18 protein-coding genes are annotated in these 25,348 nt (G+C 75.1%); 7 read left to right on the top strand and 11 right to left on the bottom strand.

Features of this window, described 5'->3' with window-relative positions; genetic code table 11:
- Positions 1-14: 14 nt before the first annotated feature.
- Positions 15-1,178, top strand: a complete 1,164-nt coding sequence (locus ACZ7LB_RS21350) for an exonuclease SbcCD subunit D (protein WP_471470296.1) — start codon at positions 15-17, stop codon at positions 1,176-1,178.
- Positions 1,175-4,168, top strand: coding sequence for an AAA family ATPase (locus ACZ7LB_RS21345; RefSeq protein ID WP_471470294.1), 2,994 nt, complete (start codon positions 1,175-1,177; stop codon positions 4,166-4,168). Before ACZ7LB_RS21350 ends, ACZ7LB_RS21345 begins: the two co-directional genes overlap by 4 nt.
- Positions 4,169-4,375: 207 nt before the next feature.
- Here ACZ7LB_RS21345 and ACZ7LB_RS21340 read toward each other — a convergent pair whose 3' ends face one another.
- Both ACZ7LB_RS21340 and ACZ7LB_RS21335 read right to left on the bottom strand, forming a co-directional pair.
- Positions 4,376-6,064 carry a DUF885 domain-containing protein gene (locus ACZ7LB_RS21340; RefSeq protein WP_471470292.1) on the bottom strand — a complete coding sequence of 563 codons (1,689 nt, stop codon included), beginning with the start codon at positions 6,062-6,064 and terminating at the stop codon, positions 4,376-4,378.
- 100 nt (positions 6,065-6,164) lie between these two features.
- A complete protein-coding gene (locus ACZ7LB_RS21335; protein ID WP_471470290.1) occupies positions 6,165-6,647 on the bottom strand; it encodes an Lrp/AsnC family transcriptional regulator in 483 nt (160 codons plus the stop codon).
- Positions 6,648-6,707: 60 nt separating this feature from the next.
- On the opposite strand from ACZ7LB_RS21335, the gene ACZ7LB_RS21330 reads away from it, so the two are divergent.
- On the top strand, positions 6,708-7,976 hold the full coding sequence (locus ACZ7LB_RS21330; RefSeq protein ID WP_471470288.1) for a trans-sulfuration enzyme family protein: 1,269 nt from the start codon (positions 6,708-6,710) through the stop codon (positions 7,974-7,976).
- Between the two features lie 286 nt (positions 7,977-8,262).
- On the opposite strand, the gene ACZ7LB_RS21325 is transcribed toward ACZ7LB_RS21330, so the two are convergent.
- The 4 genes from ACZ7LB_RS21325 to ACZ7LB_RS21310 form a co-directional block, all read right to left on the bottom strand.
- Positions 8,263-9,483 (bottom strand): GNAT family N-acetyltransferase, encoded by a 1,221-nt coding sequence (locus tag ACZ7LB_RS21325; RefSeq protein ID WP_471470396.1) that lies wholly within the window; start codon positions 9,481-9,483, stop codon positions 8,263-8,265.
- Positions 9,484-10,065: 582 nt separating this feature from the next.
- A complete protein-coding gene (locus ACZ7LB_RS21320; protein WP_471470286.1) occupies positions 10,066-11,652 on the bottom strand; it encodes an alkaline phosphatase D family protein in 1,587 nt (528 codons plus the stop codon).
- Positions 11,653-12,125: 473 nt separating this feature from the next.
- Positions 12,126-13,616: a MocR-like pyridoxine biosynthesis transcription factor PdxR gene (pdxR, locus tag ACZ7LB_RS21315; RefSeq protein ID WP_471470284.1), complete on the bottom strand. Its 1,491-nt coding sequence runs from the start codon at positions 13,614-13,616 to the stop codon at positions 12,126-12,128.
- Positions 13,617-14,134: 518 nt separating this feature from the next.
- Positions 14,135-15,025 (bottom strand): alpha/beta fold hydrolase, encoded by an 891-nt coding sequence (locus ACZ7LB_RS21310; protein WP_471470283.1) that lies wholly within the window; start codon positions 15,023-15,025, stop codon positions 14,135-14,137.
- A gap of 314 nt (positions 15,026-15,339) precedes the next feature.
- Between ACZ7LB_RS21310 and ACZ7LB_RS21305 the strand changes: the two genes are divergently transcribed.
- Entirely contained in the window at positions 15,340-16,101 is a 762-nt protein-coding gene (locus ACZ7LB_RS21305; RefSeq protein ID WP_471470281.1) for a GntR family transcriptional regulator, read from the top strand.
- A 1,516-nt stretch (positions 16,102-17,617) separates the two neighbouring features.
- On the opposite strand, the gene ACZ7LB_RS21300 is transcribed toward ACZ7LB_RS21305, so the two are convergent.
- The 3 genes from ACZ7LB_RS21300 to ACZ7LB_RS21290 form a co-directional block, all read right to left on the bottom strand.
- A complete protein-coding gene (locus ACZ7LB_RS21300; protein ID WP_161226742.1) occupies positions 17,618-18,772 on the bottom strand; it encodes an ROK family transcriptional regulator in 1,155 nt (384 codons plus the stop codon).
- Between the two features lie 101 nt (positions 18,773-18,873).
- Positions 18,874-19,536 carry a response regulator transcription factor gene (locus tag ACZ7LB_RS21295; protein ID WP_161226743.1) on the bottom strand — a complete coding sequence of 221 codons (663 nt, stop codon included), beginning with the start codon at positions 19,534-19,536 and terminating at the stop codon, positions 18,874-18,876.
- 14 nt (positions 19,537-19,550) lie between these two features.
- Positions 19,551-20,720, bottom strand: a complete 1,170-nt coding sequence (locus tag ACZ7LB_RS21290; protein WP_471470279.1) for a sensor histidine kinase — start codon at positions 20,718-20,720, stop codon at positions 19,551-19,553.
- A 108-nt stretch (positions 20,721-20,828) separates the two neighbouring features.
- Here ACZ7LB_RS21290 and ACZ7LB_RS21285 point away from each other — a divergent pair, with 108 nt between their 5' ends.
- The 3 genes from ACZ7LB_RS21285 (at position 20,829) to ACZ7LB_RS21275 (ending at position 22,992) form a co-directional block, all read left to right on the top strand.
- Positions 20,829-21,749, top strand: coding sequence for an ABC transporter ATP-binding protein (locus tag ACZ7LB_RS21285; protein WP_471470277.1), 921 nt, complete (start codon positions 20,829-20,831; stop codon positions 21,747-21,749).
- A 2-nt stretch (positions 21,750-21,751) separates the two neighbouring features.
- Complete coding sequence (locus ACZ7LB_RS21280; protein ID WP_471470275.1) at positions 21,752-22,477, top strand: ABC transporter permease; 726 nt, start codon at positions 21,752-21,754, stop codon at positions 22,475-22,477.
- A 68-nt stretch (positions 22,478-22,545) separates the two neighbouring features.
- Positions 22,546-22,992 (top strand): hypothetical protein, encoded by a 447-nt coding sequence (locus ACZ7LB_RS21275; protein WP_471470394.1) that lies wholly within the window; start codon positions 22,546-22,548, stop codon positions 22,990-22,992.
- 62 nt (positions 22,993-23,054) lie between these two features.
- Here ACZ7LB_RS21275 and mug read toward each other — a convergent pair whose 3' ends face one another.
- Both mug and purB read right to left on the bottom strand, forming a co-directional pair.
- Positions 23,055-23,606, bottom strand: a complete 552-nt coding sequence (gene mug, locus ACZ7LB_RS21270; protein WP_471470392.1) for a G/U mismatch-specific DNA glycosylase — start codon at positions 23,604-23,606, stop codon at positions 23,055-23,057.
- On the bottom strand, positions 23,603-25,045 hold the full coding sequence (gene purB, locus ACZ7LB_RS21265) for an adenylosuccinate lyase (protein WP_471470273.1): 1,443 nt from the start codon (positions 25,043-25,045) through the stop codon (positions 23,603-23,605). Before purB ends, mug begins: the two co-directional genes overlap by 4 nt.
- Positions 25,046-25,348: the final 303 nt, after the last annotated feature.

Raw genomic sequence — 25,348 nt, 5'->3', positions numbered from 1 at the left:
GGCGGAGCGTACCGGTGAGACTTCTGCACACGTCCGACTGGCATCTGGGCCGGTCGTTCCACAGGGTGAACATGCTGGACGCCCAGGCCGGGTTCATCGGCCATCTGATCGCCACCGCGCGCGAGCGCGAGGTGGACGCCGTCGTCGTCTCCGGCGACGTGTACGACCGCGCGGTGCCGCCGCTCGCCGCCGTCGAGCTGTTCGACGACGCCCTGCACCGGCTGGCCGCCCTCGGGGTGCCCACGGTGCTGATCTCCGGCAACCACGACTCCGCCCGCCGCCTCGGCGTCGGCGCCGGGCTCATCGACCGGGCCGGCATCCACCTGCGCACCGACCCCGCGGGCTGCGGCACCCCCGTCGTGCTGCGCGACACGCACGGCGACGTCGCCCTCTACGGGCTGCCCTACCTCGAACCCGCCCTGGTGAAGGACGAGTTCGGCGTCGAGCGGGCGGGGCACGAGGCCGTGCTCCGGGCCGCCATGGACCGGGTCCGCGCCGACCTCGCCACCCGGCCGCCCGGCACCCGCTCCGTCGTCCTCGCCCACGCCTTCGTCACCGGCGGCGAGACCAGCGACAGCGAACGGGACATCACCGCCGGAGGCGTCGCCTCCGTGCCCGCCTCCGTCTTCGACGGCGTCGACTACGCCGCCCTCGGCCATCTGCACGGCTCCCAGCGCGTCACCGACCGCGTCCGCTACTCCGGCTCCCCCCTGGCCTACTCCTTCTCCGAACACCGGCAGCGCAAGAGCGTGTGGATCGTCGACCTCGGCGCCGACGGCTCCGTCACCGCCGACCGGGTCGACTGCCCCGTCCCCCGGGGGCTGGCCCGGCTGCGCGGCACCCTGGAATCCCTGCTCACCGACCCCGCCCTGGAGCGGCACCGGCCGGACTGGGTCGAGGCCACCCTCACCGACCCGGTGCGCCCCGCCGAACCCATGGCCCGGCTCACCACCCGCTTCCCCCACACCCTCGCCCTCGTCTTCGACCCCGGACGCGCCGCCGACGACCCGGCCGTCAGCTACGCCCGGCGCCTCGCGGACCGCGACGACCAGCAGATCGCGGAGGACTTCGTGGCACATGTGCGCGGCACCGGACCCGACGACCGCGAACGCGCCGTGCTGCGCGACGCGTTCGACGCCGTACGCGCCGACGAGACCCTGAAGGAGACGGCCCGGTGAGACTGCACCGCCTGGACCTCACCGCCTTCGGGCCCTTCGGCGCCACGCAGAGCGTCGACTTCGGCGCCCTGTCCTCGGCCGGGCTGTTCCTGCTGCACGGCCCCACCGGCGCCGGCAAGACCTCCGTCCTGGACGCCGTCTGCTACGCGCTCTACGGGGCGGTGCCCGGCGCCCGCCAGAACGGCCAGGGCATGACCCTGCGCAGCGACCACGCCGCCCCCGGCAGCCGCACCGAGGTCCGCCTCGACCTCACCGTCGCCGGACGTCGCCTGGAGATCACCCGGCAGCCGCCCTGGGAGCGCCCCAAGAAGCGCGGCTCGGGCAGCACGGTCGACAAGGCCCAGACCTGGCTGCGCGAGTACGACGCGGCGGCCGGCGCCTGGCGCGACCTCAGCCGCTCCCACCAGGAGATCGGGGAGGAGATCACCCAGCTCCTCGGCATGAGCCGGGAGCAGTTCTGCCAGGTCGTCCTGCTGCCCCAGGGCGACTTCGCCCGGTTCCTGCGCGCCGGCGCCGAGGCCCGCGGCAAACTGCTCGGCAGGCTCTTCGACACCCGCCGATTCGCCGAGGTGGAGAAGCGGCTCGCCGAGCGCCGCCGGACCACCGAGGCCCGGGTCCGCGAGGGCGACGCCGGACTCCTGGCCGACGCCCACCGCATGCAGCAGGCCGCCGACGGGGCGATGGAACTCCCCGAACTGGCCGCCGGGGAGCCCGGACTGGCCGAAGCGGTGCTCGTCGCGGCCGCCGTCGCCCGCACCACCGTCGCCGAGCGGGTCACCCTCGCGCGGTGCCGGCTCACCGCCGCCGAGGCCGACGCGGCCGACGCCGGCCGGGAGACCACCGCCGTCCGCGAACTCGACCGGCTGCAACGGAGGTTCGCCGAGGCCGAGGAGCGCGCGGCGCGGCTCGCCGAACGGGCCGGTGAGCACGAGGCCGACCAACGGAGCCTGGAGCGGGGCCGCAAGGCCCAGGAGGTGGCCCCCGCACTCGACCTCAGGACCCGCGCCGAGGAGGAGCACCGGCGGGCCGCCGACGCCGAGACCGCGGCCCGCGCACCCCTCCCCGACGACCTCGCGGACGCCGGGGCCGACGGGCTGTCCGCCGCCGCCCGCCGGACCGCCGAGGAACTCGGCGGCCTGGAGTCCGCCCGCCGTGCCGAGGCCCGCCTCACCGAACTGGCCGCGGAACGCGCGGAACTGGACCGCCGGGAGCGCGCCGACGAGGAGGCCCTGCACGACGCGGACGCCTGGCTGGCCGACTGGGAGGAGACCCGCGCCGCGCTGCGCGCCCGCGTCGACGCCGCCCAGGAGGCGGTCGCCCGCGCCGGACGGCTCGACACCCAGCGGGAGCCCGCGAGGCGGCGGCTGACGGCCGCCCGGGAGCGCGACCGGCTCACCGCCGGGGCCGACGAGGCACGTGACCGGACCCTCGGCCTGGCCGAGGGCGCCACCCACGCCCGCGAGCACTGGCTCGACCTCAAGGAGCGGCGGCTGCGCGGCATAGCCGCCGAACTCGCCGCCCATCTCACCGACGGCGCCCCCTGCGCGGTCTGCGGGGCGACCGAACACCCCGCCCCCGCCCGCCGGGACACCGGACACGTCGGCCGGGAGGCCGAGGAGGCCGCCCTCGCCGCCCACCAGGCCGCCGAGCGCCTCCGCGACGAGGCCGAACGGCACCGCGGCACCCTCCGCGAGGCCCTCGCCGCCGCCACCGCCGAGGCCGGCGACGCCTCCGTCGCCCACCTGGCCGAGGAGGCGGACGCACTGGAGCGGGCCCACGCGCGGGCCCGCGCCGAGGCCTCCGGACTGCACCCCGCCCAGGAGGCGCTGGCCCGGGCCGAGGCGGAGCGGGAACGGCGGACCGGGGCACGCCAGTCGGCCGCCGTCCGCACCGCCACCCGGATCGGCACCCGCGACCGGATCGACCGCGAACAGGAGGCCCTGGAGAGCGAGTTGGCCGATGCCCGGGGCACCGCCGACAGCGTCGCCGCGCGCGCCGCGAGCCTGGAGCGGCGCGCCGCCCTGCTCACCGGCGCGGCCGACGCCGTCCGCGCCGCCGCCGACGCCGCCGCACGCCTCAAGGACGCCGACGCCCGCCTCGCGCACGCCGCCTACCGGGCCGGGTTCACCACCCCGGAGGAGGCCGCCGGGGCCCTCCTGGACGACGCCGCCCACCGCGAGACCCAGCACCGCCTGGACGCCTGGCGGACCGAGGAGGCCGCCGTCCGCGCGGTCCGCACCGACCCGGCCACGGCCGCCGCCGCGCTCCGCCCCCCGGCCGACCCCGCCGCCGCCGAGCGGACCGCGGCCGACGCGGGCCGCCGGCTGCGCGGGGCCGTCTCGGACCACGACGCCGCCGTCCGCTCCCACACCGAACTCCGCGCCCTGTCGGAGCGGGCCGCGACCGCCGCCCGGCGCCTCGCCCCGCTGCGCGAGGAGTACGACCGGGCGGCCCGGCTCGCCGCCCTCGCGGCCGGCACCTCGGCCGACAACGACCGCCGGATGCGCCTGGAGTCGTACGTCCTGGCCGCGCGGCTGGAGCAGGTCGCCACCGCCGCGACCGCGCGGCTGCGGCGCATGTCGGCCGGGCGCTACACCCTCGTCCACTCCGACGACCGCAGCGGACGCGGGCGCAGCGGCCTCGGACTGCACGTCGTGGACGCCTGGACCGGGCGCGAGCGGGACACGGCGACCCTGTCCGGCGGCGAGACCTTCTTCGCCTCCCTGGCCCTCGCCCTCGGCCTCGCCGACGTCGTCACCGACGAGGCGGGCGGGGTCCGGCTGGACACCCTCTTCATCGATGAGGGCTTCGGCAGCCTCGACGACCAGACCCTCGACGAGGTCCTCGACGTGCTGGACTCCCTGCGCGAACGGGACCGCAGCGTCGGCATCGTCAGCCATGTGGCCGATCTGCGGCGCCGGGTGCACGCCCGGCTGGAGGTGGTGAAGGGGCGGTCGGGCTCTACGCTGCGCCCGCACGGGACCGGCTGACCCGTGCCCGCCGGGCCCTCGGCGGCCCGGCCCGTGACGCGCCCCACGTGCGGCGCGCCCGTCGTCGCGGCGCGCCCGTCGTGCGGCGAGCGGACCCGTGGCGGCGGGAGCCGCAACCGCCGGGCCCGCCGCGGGTGCGGCCCGCGGCCGCCGGGCCCGGGGCGGTGTCCGCCGACACCGCCCCGGGACGGGGGAGCGGACGCCGGGTCAGAGACCGGCCAGCTCGTCCACCAGGTCGTCCAGGCCCAGCGACCCCAGCGACAGCGCCGCCATGTGCCAGGACTTCGCGTCGAACGCGTCCCCGTGCCGCGCCCGGGCCTTCTCCCGGCCCAGCAGCCACGCCCGCTCGCCCAGCTTGTAGCCGATCGCCTGGCCCGGGATGGTCAGGTACCGGGTCATCTCGCTCTCCACGAAGTCCGCCGGGCGGCTGCTGTGCGCGCCGAAGAACTCCTGCGCCAGCTCCGGCGTCCAGCGCTCGCCCGGGTGGAACGGCGAGTCCGCCGGGATCTCCAGCCCCACGTGCATGCCGATGTCCACGATGACCCGGGCCGCCCGCATCATCTGCGCGTCCAGGTAGCCGAGCCGCTGCTCCGCGTCGGTCAGGAAGCCCAGCTCGTCCATCAGCCGTTCCGCGTACAGCGCCCAGCCCTCCGCGTTGGCGCTGACCATGCCGACCGACGCCTGGTAGCGCGAGAGGTCCTCGGCCACGTGGGCCCACTGCGCGAGCTGGAGGTGGTGGCCCGGCACGCCCTCGTGGTACCAGGTGGAGACCAGGTCGTAGACCGGGAAGCGGGTCTGGCCCATCGTCGGCAGCCAGGTGCGGCCCGGACGGGAGAAGTCCTCCGACGGCGCCGTGTAGTAGGGCGCGGCGGCGCCCCCGGGCGGGGCGATCCGCGACTCCACCCGGCGCACCCGCTCCGCCAGCTCGAAGTGGGTGCCGTCGAGCGCCTCGATGGCCTGGTCCATGAGGCCCTGAAGCCACTCGCGGACCTCCTCGACCCCCTCGATGTGCCGGCCGTGCTCGTCCAGGTGCGCCAGCGCCACCCACGGGGTCTCGGCACCGGGCAGGATCTTCTCCGCCTCCTGCCGCATCTCGCCCAGCAGCCGGTGGTACTCGGCCCAGCCGTACGCGTACGCCTCGTCCAGGTCCAGGTCGGTGCCGTTGTAGTAGCGCGACCAGCGGGCGTACCGCTCGCGGCCCACCGTGTCGGGGGCGTCCCGGACGGCGGGCGCGTACCCGTCCCGCATCCAGTCCCGCAACTCGGCCACGGCGGCGCCGGCGCCCCGCGCCGCCCCGTCCAGCTCCGCGCGCAGCGCCTCGGGGCCGTCGGCCGCGAAGTCCTCGAACCAGCTCCGGCCCCCGCCCGTGTCGGCCCATTCGCCGAGCTGCTCGACGAAGGTCGCGGTCGGGCGCGGGCCCGCGTACAGGCCGCGCTCCAGGCCCAGGGCCAGCGACTCGCGGTAGCCCGCCAGCGCCGCAGGCACGCCCCGCAGGCGCTCCGCGATCCGCGCCCAGTCCTCGTCGGTCCCGGCCGGCGTCACCGTGAACACCTCGCGGACGTAGTGCGCGGCGGTGCCCATGTTGCCGACCGACCGCAGCCCCTCGCCCGCCTCGTGGACCGCGATCTCGGCGGTCAGCCGCTCCCGCAGCAGCCGGGCGCAGCGGCGCTCCACGTCGCTGTCGCCGCCGGGGCGCCGCTCCGCCTCGGCGAGCCGGGCCAGCGTGTCCCGGGCGAGCCGGGCGACGGCCTCCTGGCCGGCGGGGGAGAGGTCGGGCAGACGGCTGGAACTCTCGGCCACACCGAGGTACGTACCGGTGACCGGGTCGAGGGCGATGAGTTCGTCGACATAGGCGTCGGCGACCTCGCGGGGCAGCGGGGTCTTGGTCTCTGACATGCGGACATCCTCGTACGGATACCGGTGCCGCGTCAGCCCGCAATCCCCCGCGCCGGGGCGGGCGCGGCCGGATTTCGCTACGGGCGTGGCCGCCCCGGACTCAGCAGGCGGCCCCGGGCGGCAGCAGCGGGCCGCACTCCCACTGCTGGAAGATCAGCCGCGTCTCGACCCGGGCCACCTCCCGCCGGGAGGTGAACTCGTCCAGCACCAGCCGCTGGAGGTCCGCCATGTCCGCCACCGCGACATGGACCAGGTAGTCGTCCGGACCGGTGAGGTGGAAGACCGTGCGGGACTCGGGCAGCGCCCGGATGCGGTCCACGAACGGCCCGACCAGCTCCCGCCGGTGCGGACGCACCTGCACCGACAGCAGTGCCTGGAGCCCGCGCCCCAGCCTCGCCGGGTCCAGCTCCAGCCGGTGGCCGAGGATCACCCCGGCCCGCCGCAGCCGCGCCACCCGGTCCAGACAGGTCGACGGGGCGACCCCGACCCGGGCGGCGAGATCCCGGTAGGTGGTCCGGGCGTCGTTCTGCAGCAGCCGCAGCAGATGCAGGTCCACCGGGTCCAGTACGACGGATTCGGCCATCCGCCGAACGTAGCACGGCCCAGGGGCCCGACAGCCCGTTCGGTGTTCACCCTTCGGGCCATGGACTCTGCGAGCATGCCCACGTCACCATCCGACGACGTACGCGCCCCCGCTCCCGGGAGCAGGGCGCTGGCCACCGAGGCGGTGCACGCCGGCCGCGACGACCTCGCGCGCCAGGGGCTGCACGCCCCGCCCATCGACCTGTCCACCACCTACCCCTCCCACGACAGCCGCGGCGAGGCCGCCCGCATCGACGCCTTCGCCGCAACCGGCGCCGACCCGGACGGCCCGCCCGTCTACGGACGCCTGGGCAACCCCACGGTCGCCCGCTTCGAGACCGCGCTCGCCCGGCTGGAGGGCACCGAGGCCTCGGTCGCCTTCGCCAGCGGCATGGCCGCGCTCAGCGCCGTCCTGCTGGTCCGCGCCTCGATGGGACTGCGGCACGTCGTCGCCGTGCGCCCGCTGTACGGATGCAGCGACCACCTGCTCACCGCCGGGCTGCTCGGCTCCGAGGTCACCTGGACGGACCCGGCGGGCATCGAGGAGGCGCTGCGCCCGGACACCGGGCTGGTGATCGTCGAGTCCCCGGCCAACCCCACGCTGGCCGAGGTGGACCTGAAGGCCGTCGCCCACGCCTGCGGCTCGGTGCCGCTGCTCGTGGACAACACCTTCGCCACCCCCGTGCTCCAGCGGCCCGCCGGGGACGGTGCCCGGCTGGTCCTGCACAGCGCCACCAAGTACCTCGGCGGCCACGGCGACGTGCTCGCCGGGGTCGTGGCCTGCGACGAGGAGTTCGCCGGGCGGCTGCGGCTGGTCCGCTTCGCCACCGGCGGCGTCCTGCACCCGCTGGCGGGATACCTGCTGCTGCGCGGCCTGTCCACGCTGCCGGTACGGGTCCGGGCCGCCTCCGCCAACGCCGCCGAACTCGTCCGGCGGCTCACCGGCGACCCGCGCGTCACCCGCGTGCACTACCCGCGCGTCGGCGGCGCCATGGTCTCCTTCGAGGTGCGCGGCGACCCGCACGAGGTCATCGCCCGGGTCCGGCTGATCACCCCGGCCGTGAGCCTCGGCAGCGTCGACACCCTCATCCAGCACCCGGCGTCCATCAGCCACCGCATCGTGGACGCCGACGACCGCCGGGGGGCCGGGGTGAGCGACCGGCTGCTGCGGATGTCGGTCGGGCTGGAGGACGTCGACGACCTGTGGGCCGATCTCGACCGCGCCCTGGGTGACGGGCCGGGCGCCGGGACGACGTCGGGCGCGGCGGCCGGGCGCGACGCCGGGGCGCCCGGGGCGGTGGCGAGCGGAGCCCCGGGCGGCAGGGGCTGACGGAGGCGGGCGGGCCGGTCCCCGGACGGGACCCGGCCCGGCGGCGGGGACAGCGGCCCCGCCGCCCCTGTGCCCATGTGGAGGCCGTCACCACGCGACCGGCTGCCGGTGACGCGGCGGGTCGCGGGGCCGGTGGCCGGCGGCTGGTGGTGAGTGGCTGTGGGGGTGCTTGCCGACGGTCCGGCGGACGGGCCGCCGAGCGCCGGGGATGCCGTGGGTTCCCCGGGCGGACGGTCCGGGGGGCGGCGGCCGGGGCTCCGACGGCACGGCCGCCGCCATGGATCGGTCAGGGCAGCGTCCAGGCGCTGTCGGCCCGTTCCTCCGCCCTCACCGCCGGTGCGCCGTCCAGACGGGCGGTGATCACCAGGGTTCCCTCCTCCAACTGGTAGTCCAGGGGGAGGCCCAGCCCGCGCATCGCCGCGACCATGCCGGTGTTGGTCGCCCGCGTCACCGCGTACACCGCGCCGCAGCCCGACTCGACGGCCAACGCCACCAGCCGGCGCAGCAGTTCGCCCCCGACGCCCCGCCGCTGCCAGTCGTCCTCGACGAGCAGGGCGATCTCCGTCTCGTCGCCGTCCCACAGCAGGTGGCCGAGGGCGACGATCCGTCCGGAGGCGGTCTGCGCGGCCAGGGCGCGGCCGTGGCGCGGGCCCAGCAGATGATCCAGGTACCGGTCGGCGTCCCCGGCCGGACCGTGGTAGCGGCCGCGCAGCGTCTCCGGCGAGCACCGCTCGTGCAGCGCCCGGGCCGCCCGCAGATCGCGGCTGTCGGCGTGCCGGACGGTGACGCCGCCGTCCTCGGGCTGCGCCGGCACCTCCCGGCCGTGTCCGCCGCGCGGGCCGGGCCGGGCGCCCAGCCCGACCAGCGCCCTCGCCCGCGCGAACTCGGTCGGCGTGAACGGGGGACGGGGCCGTTCGACGCTGATCACCCCGCCCCCGGGCGCCCGCAACCGCATCAGTGTGTCCTCCAAGGTCCCCTCCTCCGGAATGCCGCCGTCCTGCCCGGCCCCGGGCTCCGACCGGACGGTGCAGCGGCCGAGCAACTGCCTCAGGGCGACGGGGAGTTCCGCCCCGTCCAGGGCGGTGCGCGCCGCCAGGCCCAGGACCCGGGTCGGGGCGTCCACCAGATCGTGGGTGTCAGCGCGCTCCGTCCAGGTGTCCCGACCGCCGGCCGCCGTGACCGCCGTGGTCAGCTCGGCGCCCGAGAGCGCGGCCGGGGCTCGGAGCAGGAACTCGTCGACGGTGCCCTCGGCCAGCGGGTGCGTCTGGAGGCCGAGGATGTCGACCTCCCGCTCGGCCAGTACGGCGCACAGGGCGGCGAGGGACCCCGGGGCGTCCTCGACCGTCGTCCGCACCCGCCACAGCACCCGGTCACCGGGCGGTACGGGCGCGGAGGGCGTGAACTCCTCGTGGGGGGCCGGGGCGCCGGGGGCGGAGGTGTCCCGTACGGCGTGCGTCGCGTGGGGCGCGGAGGTGCGTGCGGGGGAGGGGGCGTGCGGGGGCGTCACGGAGGACGCGGGCGGGAACGTGTGTGCGGCCGGGGCGGGGCGCCCGGACGTGCCCGGGCCCGGTTCCCGCCCTCGGCCCCGGCCGGTGACCAGGCCGGGCGCAGACTCCGGCGCGATGCCCGGGGCCGTGCGGGGAAGCCCGGCCCCATGGGTTCCGGCGGTGCCCCCGGGGGTGCTTCTCCGGACGGCTCCGGGGGCGCCCTCCGCGGCGCGCGCCGCCGGGGTGCCGCCCGCCGCCGTGCCGGGCGGTACGCCCCGGTGGCCGGCGGCCGGTGGGCGGAGTTCCGGCTCGCTCACTGGGGGCGCGTTCCCGGAGCGGCGTGTCCGCCGTGTGCGCAGACCCGCCGTGGCGACCAGGGCGATCACGGAGGCGGCGAGCATGGCGGGCACCCCGGGGCCGTGCTCGAACAACTGGGCCACGGCGTTCGTCACGTCGGACATGTCTCGACTCATGCACCTACTGTGCGGGAGGCGTGTTGCGCGATCACTAAGCCTCTGTGACCGATGGGTAAAAACCGGCCGACCCAGCGCGCACCGGAGGATGACGCCGGTGCGCGGCACTTCCCCCAGCGTACGCGAGCCCTACTGGCCGACCCGGCCCGGCCGCAGGACCCGGGAGAACAGGACGGTGCCGTCCTGCTCGCGCAGCCGCACCGTCAACTCCCCGCTGTCACCGTCGATCCGCACCTCGCCGAAGAACTGGTAGCCCTCCGAGGGCGGGACGTTGGCCGCGGCGGGCGCCTTGACGAACACCCGCTCCGGCCCGAAAGTGCCGTCCAGGGCGCTCGCCGGGAACGCGCCCGCGTTGAGCGGCCCGGAGACGAACTCCCAGAAAGGCTCGAAGTCGGTGAAGGCCGCGCGAGACGGCTGATAATGCTGCGCCGAGGTGTGGTGCACGTCCGTCGTCAGCCACACCGTGCCCGTGATCCGCCGGTGCTTGATGAACCGCAGCAGCTCCGCGATCTGCAGCTCCCGCCCCAGGGGCGCCCCCGGATCGCCCTGGGCGACCGCCTCCACGTGCGCCCCGCCCTCGGTGGCGTCGGGCACCACCAGACCGAGCGGCAGGTCCGCCGCGATCACCTTCCACACGGCCCGCGACCGTGCCAACTCGGCCTTCAGCCACCGCAACTGCTCGCGTCCCAGGATGCCCTGCGGATCGGTCCGCTGGTCCCCCGGAGAGTTGGCGTTGCGGTAGGTGCGCATGTCCAGCACGAAGACGTCCAGCAACGGCCCCTGGCGCAGCACCCGGTACATCCGCCCCTGCCGCGCGCCGGAGCGGAGCGCCGGCAGCGGGAAGTACTCCCCGAACGCCCGCCGGGCCCGGGCCGCCAGCAGGTCCACGCTCCTGACCGTGTACCGGTCGTCCGTGTCCGCGATCCGCTGGCCCGGGTACCAGTTGTTCCGCACCTCGTGGTCGTCCCACTGGACGATCGACGGCACCTGGGCGTTGAAGGCCCTCAGATGCGTGTCCAGCAGGTTGTAGCGGAAGGCGCCCCGGTACTCGGCCAGGGTCTCGGCGACCTTGGACTTCTCCTCGGTGGTGATGTTCCGCCAGACACCGCCGCCGGGCAGCGCCTGTGTCGCCGCGAGCGGGCCGTCGGCGTACACGGTGTCGCCGCTGAACAGGAAGAAGTCCGGGTCCAGCGCGCGCATCGACGCGAAGATGCGGTATCCGCCGTGGTCCGGGCTGATGCCCCAGCCCTGCCCGGCCAGGTCGCCGGACCACACGAACCGCACCCCGTCGCGCCGCCGGGCCGGCGCCGTGCGGAAGGTGCCGGTGACCGGCTCGCCGGTACGGCGCGGGTCGTCCGGGTCGGCCAGCACCACGCGGTAGTGGATCTGCTCGCCGGGCGGCAGCCCGTGCAGCGGGGTGGTGCCGGTGAGGTCCGTGCCGGGGCCGAGCAGCGGACCGTACCAGCGGCGCGGGTGGCGGAACGACTCGGTCGCGGACGTCTCCACGATCATGCGGGCGGGGCGGTCGGAGCGCACCCACACCAGCCCGGAGTGCGCCGTCACATCACCGGCCTGCACGCCCCAGGCGGCGACGGGCCGCCCGGATCGGGCGAACGCCGGTGCCGCGCCGAGCGCACCGGGCACGGCCAGGGCCGCCGAGGCGGCCAGTGAGCCGCGCAGCACACTGCGGCGGGCGGGGAGCGGACGTGAGGACATGGGCGCGCCTCCGGGGGAAGGGTTCGGGCCGGCCCGCCCAGACCTACGGGGGCGCCACGACGCGCACGCGAACCCCCGGTGAACGGGGGGAGGACGCGGTAGGGACGTGATGCGGTCCGGCACCAGCCGCGTGTGGGGATCGCCCGCCCGGCGCCGTCGGGTGCCGTGCCCGGCGTCAGGACGGGGCGCCCGCCCTGACGGTGACCGGCACCTTCCCCGGCGGGGAACGAGGGTGAGCCGGTCCGGAGGGCAACGGACCACATGGACGCGGCTGTGGGGAGGCGCGAGTGCTGCCGCCTGCCTCCCCAGGGAGCGGAACGAACCGTTGCGGCGGTGCGCGGCGTGGTGGTGTGCCGGGAGCGGCGACCGGTGCGTGCGCGGTGGTGGCGTCGGGTCGCCGGTGCCGGCGGGGGCCAGGGCCGGGAGGGGGGAGAGCGCCGGGTCGGCCCCGGGCGGGCCGCGTCGCGGCCTCGTCAGGCGTCCCCGCCGCGCACGGCCCGCGCCATCTCCCGTACGCCGGAGCGGATGAGCGCCGGGGACCGGTGCGCGTACCCCAGCACCAGCCGCGTCCGTCCGTCGGAGCCGCCCGGGTCGTTCGGGCCGCCGGGGGCCGGCGCTCCGGCCGAGTCGGGGTGGGCGTACGACGACAGAGGGCGGACCGCGATCCCGGCGGCGGCCACCCGCGTCAGGAACCGCTCCTCGGGTCCCCAGCGCTCCGGAAACGTCGCGATGGCGTGCAGCCCCGCGGCGATCCCGGAGACCTCCGTGCCGGGGAAGTGCTCCTCCAGCGCCCCGGCCAGCGCGTCGCGCCGCTCCCGGTAGGCGCGCTGACAGCGGCGCAACTGCCGGTCGTAGTCCCCGCGTTCCACGAACCGCGCGAACACCGCCTGGTCCAGCGAGGGATGACCGAGGTCCGTGGTCCGCTTGCGTTCCACGACGGCCTCCGCCAGCGACTCCGGAACCAGCAGCCAGCCGAGACGCAGGCCGGGTGCCAGGGACTTGCTGACCGAACCGGTGTAGGCGACGTGCTCCGGGTCGAGCCCCTGGAGGGCGCCCACCGGGGAACGGTCGTACCGGAAGTCGCCGTCGTAGTCGTCCTCCAGTACGACGCCGTCCACCGACCGGGCCCAGCCGAGGAGTTGGGCCCGTCGCCGGGCGGAGTAGGCGATGCCGGTGGGAAACTGGTGGGCGGGTGTCGTCACCACGGCCCGTACCCCCGAGTCCCGCAGCGGGCCGAGCGCGAGCCCCTCCGCGTCCAGCGGCAGCGGCACGGCGCGCACCCCCGCCGCCGCGTAGAGCGAGACGTGCTGCGGGCTGCCGGGGTCCTCCACCCCCACGACGGTCGTCCCGCGCCCGTACAGCACGCTGCCCAGCAGGGCCGACGCCTGGGCCACCCCGGACACCACCACGACGCGTTCCGGGTCCGTCACCACGCCCCGGCGTCGCGAGAGGAGCCCGGCCAGGGCGGCGCGCAGCCGGGGCAGCCCCCGGGGATCGGGATAGCCGAGGTCGTCGTGCGGCAGCTCCGCGAGCACGTCGCGCTGCGCCGCGGCCCACGCCGAGCGGGGGAACAGCGACAGGTCCGGGGTCCCCGGCACGAAGTCGGCCGCGGTGCCCGGGGTCCGCGGGGCGAGGTCGCGCACCGGCGGCGGGGCGGCGGCGCGCACCGCGTCGCCCACCCAGGTGCCGGCGCCCCGCCCGCTGCGCAGATACCCCTCGGCGGTCAACTGCTCGTACGCCTCCGTCACCAGCCCGCGCGAGACGCCCAGGTCGGCGGCGAGGTCCCGGCTGGACGGCAGCCGGGTGCCGGACGCCAGCCGGCCCGCGCGCACCGCCTCCCGCAGCGCCTCCCTGAGCGCGCGGCCCCGCGAGCGCGCGGGCGCCAGGGCGGCCGGCAGCAGCAGTTCCCAGGCGGGGGCGGGGCCGGGGGGAGGCGCGGCAGCCGTCGGTGCCGGGGGCGTCATCGGTGCCGGGGACGCCGGGGACGCCGGGGGTTCCGGGGGCGTCAGGGGTGCCGGGGGCTCCTCGGGAGCCCGGGGCTCGCTGGGCTCCGGCATCGTTCGCGAGGTCCCCCGAAGGTCGGAGCGGCACGATTCCACCGCACCACCCTAGTGATCTGAGTCAGAGATTCTTCGTCAGATCGCGGCCATCAGCCGGATGCCGTGAGGCCGGCAGGTTCGGCCCGGCCTGCTGACATTCGGCCTCCGGCACGCCGGGCAGCTCGCGAGAACTACCCGAATATCTCTGACTCAGGTCACTAGGGACCCTGAGCCGAGCCACGGCCCCACGGCCGGCTGGTGGAAGCCTGCCGGGCGCGGCGGGGCCGTCGTCCGGCGGGTCGGCCGCCCTCGGTCCCTGCCGCGTGCCGGGAAGGCGCCGGGTCTTGGGCCGTCCCCTGGGACCGCGTGGATCACCCCCGGTCCGTCCCCTCGCGCGGGACCGCTCCGCGGCAGGACCCCGACGTTCTCGTCCCGGACACCCCCTACGGGGATCCGGCCGGACGGAGCGCGCCGTCCGCCGGGGTCGCGGCGTTCTGTGCCCGGCTACCGTCCAGGATGACGCGGGAGACCAGCGCCGGGTCGTCGCTCATCGGGACATGGCCGCAGCCGGGCAGCCGCACCAGCCGGGCGCGCGGCATGATCCGCTTGGCGCGCACCCCCTGCCGGGGCGGCAGCACCCGGTCCCGGGCACCCCACGCCACCGTGACCGGCACGTCCCGCAGGTCGTCGGTGAACAGCGTGTGCCGACCCGCCCGCAGCGTCTCGAAGAACCCCTCGGTGTGGGCCAGCGCCAGCGTGTCCGCCACCACCGCGTCGGCGGAACGGCGGCCCGGCCGGGCGTGGACGGTGGCGGTGAGGACCACCCGCCCGGCCGCCGTCCGGGACAGTTTCTCGACCAGGGGGAGCGGCACCCGCTCGGCGATCCTCCGCATCCCGGTCAGGAGGCCCGCTGCGTAGCGCCACTCGGCGGGTGTCCAGAATCCGCCCGGGGACAGGGCCGTGACGGACCGGGCGGCACCGTCCCGGCCGAGCGTCAGGGCCAGCAGCCCGCCCAGTGAATTGCCGGCCACATGGGGGCGGTCCAGTTCCAGCGCGTCGCAGAACGCCCGGAGCACGGCGACCGTCGTCGGCAGGTCGTACGCCAGTCCCTGCGGCAGGGCGGGCGACCCGCCGCATCCCGGCAGGTCAACCGCGATCACCTCGCGCTCGGTGGCGAGGATGCCGGCCACCGGGTCCCACGCCTGGCGGTGGTGGCCTATGCCGTGCAGCAGGAGCAGCGGCTCACCGGCGCCACGGCGGGTGTACGCCAGTGCGACGTCGCGCGGGCCGTGTCGGGTCGGAACCACGAACGAAACAGTGGTGGAATAGGGCATGGCGCTCCTTGCCGGTACGCGCTGACGCTGACGACTGCTGTGCGGAACAGGGTGTCAGCAGGGGCTACCGATCGGTAGCCCTCATGTCCCGCGTCACCGGTTCCGGGGGCCCGTCCGAGGTGGTGACACCCGGGCGGCCTCGTGCGAACAGCCCGTGAACGCTTCATCGCATGGCGCCGATATGGAGCCGAACCGGTCCAGGATTGGTCTTGACCAAGGGTGTGGTGCGCTTTATCGTCGCAGATAAGTGCAACAACCTTTAATAAAGAAGGGCGCCAAATGGGCGCCGAAGCAGGGCGATTGCGGAGGACAGGGTGGGGACCACGCAGTTGGAAGCGGTCGCGGAGCCGAAGTACTGGCATCTGCGAACCGTGCTGACAGAGGCATTGGAGTCGGAGTTCTCGGTGGGCGAGATCCTGCCCAACGAACGCGATCTCGCCGCACGCTACGGTGTCGCTCGCGCCACCCTCCGCCAGGCTCTGGAGCAGCTCGAACTCGAGGGCAGACTCCAGCGCCGCCGCGGTGTCGGCACGACCGTCGCCCCGCCGCGCGTGGGCGTGGCGGTCGGCAGCGAGCAGCACGCCTGGCCGGGCATGCCCGGTGACGGCTGGGAACCGGCGGACTCCGAACGCGCGGTGCCGCCCGCCCACGTCGCCGCCGCGCTGGACATCGACGGGAGCGCGCCCGTCCACACCGTCCGCCGCTTCCGGGTCTCGCACGGCCAGCCCGTCGCCGTGGAGGTGCTCTACATCCCGTCGCCGTCCGTCTCGGAGCTCTCGGCCATCGACGCGCCGTCCGGACCGGTCCGTGCCCGGGCCGTCCTGCGCGAACTGCACCGCCTGGCCCTGGAACGCCAGGAGAACGCGGTCGAGTTGGGCTCCGCAGGCGCCGACGACGCGAAGGCCCTGGACCGGCTGCCGGGTGCACCCGTCCTCATGGTCACCACCCGGTACCTGGCCGACGGCCGCACCGCGGCACTCTCCGTCGCCACCTACCGCGCCGACACCTGCCGGCTGACCTTCGGGGAATCGGGCGGCCTGGAGATCCACCACGGCCCGGAGGCCCGCGCGTCCTGAGCTCGCGCGGACCGACACCCGCCCGGATCGGCCCCTCGGGGAATCGCACGGCCCGGAGAACACCACGGCCCACGTCCACGCGTCCTGAGCTCGCGCGGACCGCACGGCCCGGTAGCCCTCCGGCCCCCTCGAATCACCCGGCCCCCGGCCCCGGAACCCCGGGCCGGGGAACCCGACCGGTCCGGTGACCAGCCCCGGCCCGTACGGATGTCGCACTCCGGCGAGGCGTACTCCCGGCCCCTGTGCGGGGGCACCCCCCTTCCAAGGGGTGTCCCCGCACAGGTGTGCCCGCCCGTCCCCGGACCTGCTCCGCCTTCCTCCACCGCTCGGCGCGTCCCGTGCCGTGCCCGTCGTCCCGTGGCCCACGATCGGGGCCGTTCTGCGTCGGCCGCTCCTTCCGTACCGGGCCGCGCCCGCCGGGGGAGGGGCGGGAGAATCCCGGGAGGCGGGAGAAGCCCGGGGAGGGGCGGGAGAAGTCTGGGGAATGGGCGGGTGGGACGACCCCGTGCCGCCGTCCGCTCCGGGCACCCTGTTCGCTTCCGACGACCCCACAGGCGTGTCGGGGGCGCCGTACGCCGACCTCCTCCCAGGGTGGGCCGCTCCGGCCCGGCGAGAGGGCGGGGGCGAACGGCGACGTGCCGTCGGTTCGCCCCCCGGCTCCCCTCGGTGGCCCCGCACAGGCCCGGCAAGGGCCCCTACGCCGTTCCGTCCGCACCGTTGGGTGTTCCGGGACCCGGGATCCCCCACGGCGGCTCCGTGGCCCTTCTGCGCGATTCCCGGACGGGCCCCGGTCCGGCCCGGGACCACGCCTGTGCCGCGCGTTCCGCCTCATCCCGGCGGGGGGTGCCGCGGGGCAACTACCCTCCGCGCCGACGGCCTCTCGGCCTGAGGCGGCTTACCGGGCCAGGGCGTTCGCTCTCGGTTCCTGAACCGCCCCGGAGCTTGCACCGGTCCCGCACCGGTCCCGCACCGGTTCAGCTTTGCTTCTGGGCGACGGTGCGCCCGGCCGGCAACCAGCCGAGCGTCCGCTCCCGGAACGAGCCCACTCAGGCTGTGAGGCTCGGTTTCCGTGTGGCGAGCCCGGGAGAGGCCGGCGGAGCGGCCGTGACGGTCCCGGTGCGGTGGTCATGGCCCTGGCCCTGGCCAGTTTCCGCCTCGTCCCGTACAGAATCCCTCCGCGTGCCCATGCCGGGCCTGCAGCGGTCCTGCTGGCACTCCCCGAAGCGGGTCCTCGCAAGGCTGGGGGCCAGACCGCGCACCAGCTCCTCCACAGGTGGGCCGGCCCCGTCATGGACCGGCGGACCCTCGACACCCACCCGCCCCGTCCCGACGGGACATGGCTCCGCCTCAGCAGCGGTCCCGCCGTGGTCCCGTCACGGCTCGGCGCGGATGTCGTGTCCCCGGTGACATGAGCGGTGAGTGGTGAGCGGCGTGCACCGGGCCACCGGCCCGGCAGCGGTGCCGGGCTTGGCAGCGTGTCCGTCCGGCACCTCTCCCTCGGTCCGTCCTCCGTCGCTCAGCGCCGGGCCGTCGCTCCTCCCACCGCGAACAACTGCTCCTCGACATGGTCCAGGGCCAGCCGCAGCGCCCCGGTCGCCACGGCCGCCTCCCCGAGCATCGACAGGGTGACCCGTGGCGGTCGCAGGCAGAATCGCGCCAGCTCCTCCCGCAGCGGCCCCAGCACCCCGTCCAGACCCGCCGCCCAGCCGCCCACGACGACCAGCTCGGGATCGAGGGCCAGCACCAGCGCCGCCACATCGTGCACCAGACGCTGCAGGAAGCGCTCCACGGCCGCCTGAGCCCTCTGGTCGCCCCCACGGGCGTCCTTGAACACCTGGGCCACCGCCTGCTCGTCCAGCGGATGCAAGGGCTCGTCCGTGGTGGACAGCAGCGTCTCCGGCGTCACCCCCCGGCCCAGCAGGTGCAGCGCCCCGATCTCACCGGCCGCCCCGCCGTACCCCCGGTGCAGCCGTCCGCCGATCAGCGCTCCGGCGCCCGGGCTCAGCCCGGCCAGCACGAACACCACGTCGTTGGACTCGGTGGCAGCGCCCTTCCAGTGCTCGGCGACCGCCGCCGCGTTGGCGTCGTTCTCCACCAGCACCGGGCACTTGAAGGAACGGCTCAGCCGCTCACCCAGGGGCAGCCCCGACCACTCGGGCAGCGCGGTACTCAACCGCACCATGCCGTCCGCCTCGACGATGCCGGGCGTCGCCGCCCCCACCGCGCGTAGCGAACCCCTCGGCACACCCGCCCGGCGCAGCAGCTCCGCGACCGCCGTGCGCAGCCGCTCCAGCCGCTCGTCGGCCGTGGCCGTCACGTCGACCTCCTTGGCCTGGGCGCCGATCACCCGCCCGTCCAGCCCGGACAGCAGCGCGGCCACCCGGTGCGGGCCGATCTCCAGACCCAGCAGATGCCCCGCCTCCGCCCGGAAGCGGAATCGCCGTGCGGGCCGTCCCTGCCTCCGGGCCGTGCCCTCGTCGGGTGCCGTCTCCACCACGAGGCCGGATTCGATCAGCCCCTCGACGACTCCCTCGACGGTCGGCCGCGACAGACCCGTCACCCGGGTGATCTCGGTGAGCGTCGCACAGTCCGTGGTCCGCAAGGCGTGCAGCACCACGGCGGAATTGATCCTTCGCAGCAACGACGGATCTCCGCCGGTCAGCCCTCCCAACGTCCGTCCTCCCAGCTCGTGCGCGTGTTGGCCGGATGGTACTCGTCCCGCACCACCCCGGCGAGTGCCGGACCGGCCGTGCTGCGGGTACCCCGCCTGGCTCATCCCGGTGAAACGAATCCCGACTCGTAGGCGGCGATGACCGCCTGGGTGCGGTCCCGGGCACCCAACTTGGCCAGAACCGAACTCACATGGGACTTCACCGTCTCCGCGCCGACCACCAGCCGGGAGGCGATCTCCGCGTTCGACAACCCGCGTGCCATCAGCCGCAGAACCTCACCCTCCCGCTCCGTCAGACGTGCCCGCTCCAACCGGGCACGGGCCGCCCGATTGCCCCCTCCTTCGCCGTACTCCGCGGCCAGTCGCCGCACCGAGGCGGGAAACAGCAGCGACTCGCCCTCCGCGACCAGCCGCACCGCGTGCACGATCTCGGTGGGCCGGGCACGCTTCAGCAGAAACCCGTCGGCCCCCGCGCGCAGCGCCTCGTACACATACTCGTCGTTCTCGAAGGTCGTCACCACAAGAATTTTCGGCGGCTCGGGAACCGTCCGCAGCAGCGCGCGGGTCGCCTCGATCCCGTCCATCAGGGGCATGCGCACATCCATGGCCACCACATCGGGCCGCTTCTGCCGCACCAGCGGAATGACCGCCGCTCCGTCCGCCGCCTCTCCGACGACCTCCATGTCCGGCTGTGCCTCCAGCACCGCTCGCAGACCAGCGCGGACGAGGGGCTCGTCGTCGACGAGAAGTACGGTGACCGGCATCCGGCCAGCGTAGATCAGCCGAGCGGCAGCTCCACACGGACTTGCCATTCCCCGTCCTCGTCAGGTCCCGCCAGCGCCTCTCCTCCCAGCATCGCGGCCCGCTCGCGTATGCCCCGCAGCCCGCTGCCGCCCCGTCCCGAGCCCGGCCGGCCCGCCGGCAGCGGATTGCGCACCTCCAGACGGACCCGGTCGTGGTCCGCCCGCACCCGGACCCGCACGGGTACCGGACCCGCGTGCCGCAGCACATTGGTCAGCGCCTCCTGGAGGATGCGGTACCCCTCGCGGGAGACCGGCCCCGGGACCCTCTCCAGAACGCCCGTCACCTCGGCGTCGACCGAGGCCCCCGAGGAGCGGGCCGACTGGAGGAGACGGTCCGCGTCCGCGAGCGTCGGTCTCCCGGTCGGCGGCCGCTCCACCTCCCTCAGCACGGCGAGGACCCGCTCCAGATCCTCCAGCGCCGCCCGGCCCGTCTCCTCGATGGCGACCAGAGCCCGCTCGGTGAACTCCCGGCTGTTCGCCGCGCGGGCCGCCCCGGCCTGCACCACGGCGACGGTCAGCGCGTGGCCGATGGAATCGTGCAGTTCGCGCGCGATGCGATTGCGTTCGAGGAGTTGCTCGGTGCGTGCCTCCAGGGCGGTGAGCCGCTCGACCGGGGAAGGGCCGAGGAGCCGGAGGGCCAGTTCGGTGATCAGCCGGCCCGAACCGACGACCGCCGCGCCGAGCGCCACCAGCGGCAGCGGAGAGAGCAGCGCGTACCACCCGTGATGGCCCGGGACGGGGACGAGGGAGCCCTCGGCCTGCCCTCCGCCCCGTGCCGCGGTCAGCAGATCGACCGTGAGCATGGGCAACTGGACGGTGAGCAGCGCGACGAAGAAGCCCAGGAACAGCCGGACTTCCAGCCAGACGACGGTCCGCCCCCGATCGCCCCAGGTGAGGGACGGCATGGCCACTATCCTTCCGCCGGCGCCGTCGGGCCGGTGCCCGGTCAGCAGCAGTCGTGCCTGCATTCCCTCGACCATCCGCGCGGCCGGGACGAGCCCCGCCAGCGCCAGCACCGCCACGGAGGCCAGCGCCCAGCCGTCGGACACGTACATCCACATGGCGGGCCACACGACGGCCAGGAACAGATGCAGCCATCGTGTGTACGTCACCGCCCGGCGAAACGGGCGCAGCAAGTCGGACATGGCCACATCGTTCCAGCCGCCGCCGGGGCCGGTCCTCCCCCGCCGGGGGGAGACGAACCCCTCCGGCGGGGGAGGACCCGGTCGGCCCGGGACGTCCACGCTGGAGCCATGAAAGACATCGATGTGCGGCACCTCAGCAAGGACTACGGCGGCCGGCGAGCCGTCGACGACCTCACCTTCACCGTGCGGCCCGGCCGTGTCACCGGATTCCTCGGACCCAACGGCGCGGGGAAGTCCACCACGATGCGGCTGGTGCTGGGCCTCGACCGCCCCACCTCCGGCAGCGCCACCGTCGGAGGCCGCCCCTACACCGCGCTCCGCGAGCCCCTGCGGCATGTGGGCGCCCTGCTGGACGCGGGCGCCGCGCACGGTTCCCGCACGGGACGGGACCATCTGCGTGTCCTGGCGGCAAGCAACCGCCTTTCCGTACGCCGGGTGGACGAGGTCATGGAGGAGACCGGGATCGCCCCGGTGGCCGGCCGCCGGATACGGACGTACTCGCTGGGCATGCGCCAGCGGCTGGGCATGGCCGCCGCCCTGCTCGGGGATCCGGAAGTGGTGATGCTGGACGAGCCCTCCAACGGACTCGATCCCGAGGGCATCGTCTGGATCCGGGAGCTGCTGCGTCGGCTCGCCGCCGAGGGCCGCACGGTCCTGGTCTCCAGCCACCTCATGAACGAGACCGCGTCGTTCGCCGACCATCTGGTGATCCTCGGCCGGGGCAGCCTGCTGGCCGACATACCGTTGCGGGACTTCATCGACTCACGGGTGCGCCCCAGCGTCCGTGTCCGCACCTCCGACGCACCGGCCCTGAAGGACGTCCTCGCCCGCCATGGCCACGATGCCGTGGAACACCCAGACGGGTACTGGACCGTGCCCGACGCCCGAGCGGCCGACATCGGCCCGGCCGTGTCGGCCGCTCGGGTGCCGATCCTCGAACTGATTTCGGACGGCGGGACCTTGGAACAGGCGTATCTCGACCTGACGGCCGCCGAAGCAGAGTTCACCGCACATCCACGGAAGGCCTGACCATGGAATTCACGCCTGTCCTCCGCTCCGAGGGGCTCAAGCTCCTCACCCTGCGCTCCCTGAGAGGGAACCTGCTGGCCCTGTTCGTCGTCACCGTCGCCTTCTCCGCCCTGGCCGCCTCCTCGGACACCTCCGCACCGGACTTCGATCCGCTGTTCACCGCTCTGTCCGGAGTCCTGCCCGGCCAGATGGCGGCCATGGCCTTCGGGACCGTGGCGGTGTCCTCCGAGTACCAAGGCAACGGCATACGGACCTCTCTGGCCGCCGTTCCCCGTCGTGGCCGGTGGCTCGCGGCGAAGCTGCTGGTCGTCGCCGCGCCGGTCTTGGTGGTGGGGCTGCTCACGGCGCTCGCCGCCCTGCTCGTGGCCCGGTCCGTCCTCGGCCCGGCGGCGTCGACGCTCACGGCGGGGGAGCAGATGCGCGGAGTCGCGGGCTGCGGTGTCTACTTCACCCTGATGGCCCTGCTCGCGGCCGGACTCACGGTGCTGTTCCGCAGCGGTGTGGCCACGCTGTCCGTTCTGATCCCCTTCATCCTCATCGTCTCCTTCGTGGTCGGGGACGTGGCCGGCGGTGTCGTCGGATACCTGCCCGACCGGGCGGGACAGGGCGTCACCCACCAGACGCCCGTGGGCACTCCGGGTCCCTGGACGGGCCTCGCCGTGACGGCGTCGTGGGCCGCAGCGGCACTGGCCGCCGGGGCCTGGAGGCTGCACCGGCGGGATGCGTGAGGGGGTGGGAGAGGAGCGGGGCACTGATGATCCGCCACTTGTCAGTGCCGGGCGGTTTACTGGAGGACATGGACATCGCGCGGCACCTCGCCCTCATCGACGAGTTGTGCTTCCGCCCCTTCCCGGCGGAACACGGCCCGGGGGTCGGGGGCGAGGGGGAGCGCGTGCCCGGCGGGTTCGTCGTCGTGCTGGCGAGCAGCCAGGGCCTGCGTACGCGGGATCCGGCGGAGCGCGCACCGACGGTGGGGGAGTACGAGACGTACACGGAAGCCCTGCGGGAGCGCCTGGCCGAGCGATGGGGGGAGACGGACCCGTGGAACCTGCAGACGGTCCTGCTGCGGACCGAGCGGGAGGAGATCCCGGAGCCCTGGGCCGGTCTCTGCGCCCACGCCCGCATGGCCCATCTGTGGGCGGCGGAGGGCACCGGCCGCTGGGTCGCGCTGGCCGTGGCCGACCGGGATCCGGCGGACGAGGTGCGGCTGCTGGCCGTGGTCACGGAGATCGACCCGCCCTGACCCGGCCGGTCGGGGAGACAGGAGAGCCGGGCGGCCGGGCGGTGGGCGAGTGGACCGGAGGGTCAGGACGCGGTCTCTGCCGCGACGCGCAGCCCGGAGTACTCCTCCGCCATCGTCTCGGCCGTCCAGTGGGCGTTCAGACCGCTGGGGTTGGGCAGCACCCACACCCGGGTCCCACCGATCGTCCGGGTCTGCGGGCCGATCCTGGCGTGACGGTCGTCGAAGGCCACCCGGTACGCGGTCACGCCCACCACGGCCAGCCAGCGGGGCCGCAGCCGCGTCACCCTCAGAGTCAGCGACCGGCCGCCCTCGCGATACTCCTCGGCGGTCAGTTCGTCGGCCCGTGCGCTCGCCCGCGCCACGACGTTGGTGATGCCGAGCCCGTACGACAGCAGTTCGCCCTGCTCGGAGGGTTGGAGCAGCCGGGGAGTGAATCCGGACCGGTGGAGGACCGGCCAGAAGCGGTTGCCGGGGCGGGCGAAGTGGTGGCCTGTCGCGGCGGTCATCAGCCCGGGGTTGATGCCGCAGAAGAGCACATGGAGGCCGTCCGCGACGACGTCCGGCACGAGACGGTCGCGGGCGGCCTCCAGTTCGGCGCGGGTGAACCGGGTCAGAGGATCGCCCCGGGGGTGTATCCGGCGGCTTCGGGGCGCTGCTTGACGATCTCCTCGATCCGTCGGACGACGGTGTCGACCTGGGCGGCGGCGGCGCCGGTGAACGAGAGCTTGTCGGCCATCAGGGAGTCCAGCGCGGCGCGGTCCAGGGGGAGACGCTCATCGGCGGCCAGTTTGTCCAGCAGTTCGTTGCGCTCGGCGCCCTGCTCCCGCATGGCGAGCGCGCAGGCGACGGCGTTCTCCTTGATCGCCTCGTGTGCCACCTCGCGGCCGACCCCCGCGCGCACCGCGCCCATAAGGACCTTGGTGGTGGCGAGGAAGGGCAGGTAGCGGTCCAGCTCACGGGCGACGACGGCGGGGAAGGCGCCGAACTCGTCGAGCACGGTCAGGAAGGTCTCCAGGAGGCCGTCCAGGGCGAAGAAGGCGTCCGGCAGGGCGACGCGGCGCACCACGGAGCAGGAGACGTCGCCCTCGTTCCACTGGTCGCCCGCCAGCTCGCCGGTCATCGAGGCGTAGCCGCGCAGGATCACCATGAGGCCGTTGACGCGCTCGCAGGAACGGGTGTTCATCTTGTGCGGCATCGCGGAGGAGCCGACCTGGCCGGGCTTGAAGCCCTCGGTGACCAGCTCGTGCCCGGCCATCAGCCGGATGGTCTTCGCCAGCGAGGACGGCGCCGCCGCGAGCTGCACCAGCGCGGTGACGACCTCGTAGTCCAGCGAGCGGGGGTAGACCTGGCCGACCGAGGTGAAGGCCTGGGAGAAGCCGAGGTGCGCGGCGATCCGCTGCTCCAGCTCCGCCAGCTTGCCGGCGTCGCCGCCGAGCAGGTCCAGCATGTCCTGGGCGGTGCCGACGGGGCCCTTGATACCGCGCAGCGGGTAGCGGCCGAGCAGTTCCTCCACCCGGCCGTGGGCGACGAGCAGCTCGTCGGCGGCGGTGGCGAAGCGCTTGCCGAGGGTCGTGGCCTGGGCGGCCACGTTGTGCGAGCGCCCGGCCATGACCAGCTCGGCGTACTCGCCCGCCAGCTTTCCGAGCCGCGCCAGGACGGCGACGGAGCGGTCGCGGATCAGCTCGAGGGAGAGCCGGATCTGCAGCTGCTCGACGTTCTCCGTCAGGTCGCGGGAGGTCATGCCCTTGTGGACGTGCTCGTGCCCGGCGAGGTCGTTGAACTCCTCGATGCGGGCCTTCACATCGTGCCGCGTGACCTTCTCGCGCTCCGCGATGGAGGCCAGGTCGACCTGGTCGAGGACGCGCTCGTAGTCGGCGAGGGCGGCGTCGGGCACCTCGATGCCCAGGTCCTTCTGGGCCCGCAGCACGGCGAGCCAGAGCTGGCGCTCCAGCCTCACCTTCTGCTCGGGGGACCAGAGCGTGGCGAGCTCGGTGGAGGCGTAGCGTCCGGCGAGGACGTTCGGGATGCGGGGCTTGGCGGGAGCGGAAGTCACGGGTACGGAGTTTACCCGGCGCCCCTGGCGACGCCGAACCGTCCACCCGGTCCGGAAAGCCCAGGTCGGGCGCCTTGCGGACGAGGCTCCCCTGGGCTTGCGTGATGTGTGGCGAGGACGGGTCGCTGTCCCGGCCGGGGGCCGGTGCGCGGGACTCCGCGAGGACCGGAGTCCAGGGCGTGAACGCGCGGCGGGGGAGCCCGCCCGTCGGAGCGGTGCGTCGGTGGCGACGACCGTTCGCGCGGCCGGGGCGGCGGGCGGCGGGAATCGGTTCCACCGGCGGAGCCGGCCGGGGGACAGGGC

The sequence above is a fragment of the Streptomyces sp. NPDC107521 genome (genome assembly GCF_055598485.1).
This window is presented reverse-complemented; position numbering and strand designations above follow the sequence as displayed.

Coding starts and splice junctions, on each gene's coding strand:
- ACZ7LB_RS21340 (WP_471470292.1), bottom strand. CDS start 6,064: ATGTCAGAGACCAAGACCCCGCTGCCCCGCGAGGTCGCCGACGCCTAT.
- ACZ7LB_RS21335 (WP_471470290.1), bottom strand. CDS start 6,647: ATGGCCGAATCCGTCGTACTGGACCCGGTGGACCTGCATCTGCTGCGG.
- ACZ7LB_RS21330 (WP_471470288.1), top strand. CDS start 6,708: ATGGACTCTGCGAGCATGCCCACGTCACCATCCGACGACGTACGCGCC.
- ACZ7LB_RS21320 (WP_471470286.1), bottom strand. CDS start 11,652: ATGTCCTCACGTCCGCTCCCCGCCCGCCGCAGTGTGCTGCGCGGCTCA.
- pdxR (WP_471470284.1), bottom strand. CDS start 13,616: ATGACGCCCCCGGCACCGACGGCTGCCGCGCCTCCCCCCGGCCCCGCC.
- ACZ7LB_RS21310 (WP_471470283.1), bottom strand. CDS start 15,025: ATGCCCTATTCCACCACTGTTTCGTTCGTGGTTCCGACCCGACACGGC.
- ACZ7LB_RS21295 (WP_161226743.1), bottom strand. CDS start 19,536: ATGCCGGTCACCGTACTTCTCGTCGACGACGAGCCCCTCGTCCGCGCT.
- ACZ7LB_RS21290 (WP_471470279.1), bottom strand. CDS start 20,720: ATGTCCGACTTGCTGCGCCCGTTTCGCCGGGCGGTGACGTACACACGA.
- ACZ7LB_RS21285 (WP_471470277.1), top strand. CDS start 20,829: ATGAAAGACATCGATGTGCGGCACCTCAGCAAGGACTACGGCGGCCGG.
- ACZ7LB_RS21280 (WP_471470275.1), top strand. CDS start 21,752: ATGGAATTCACGCCTGTCCTCCGCTCCGAGGGGCTCAAGCTCCTCACC.
- ACZ7LB_RS21275 (WP_471470394.1), top strand. CDS start 22,546: ATGGACATCGCGCGGCACCTCGCCCTCATCGACGAGTTGTGCTTCCGC.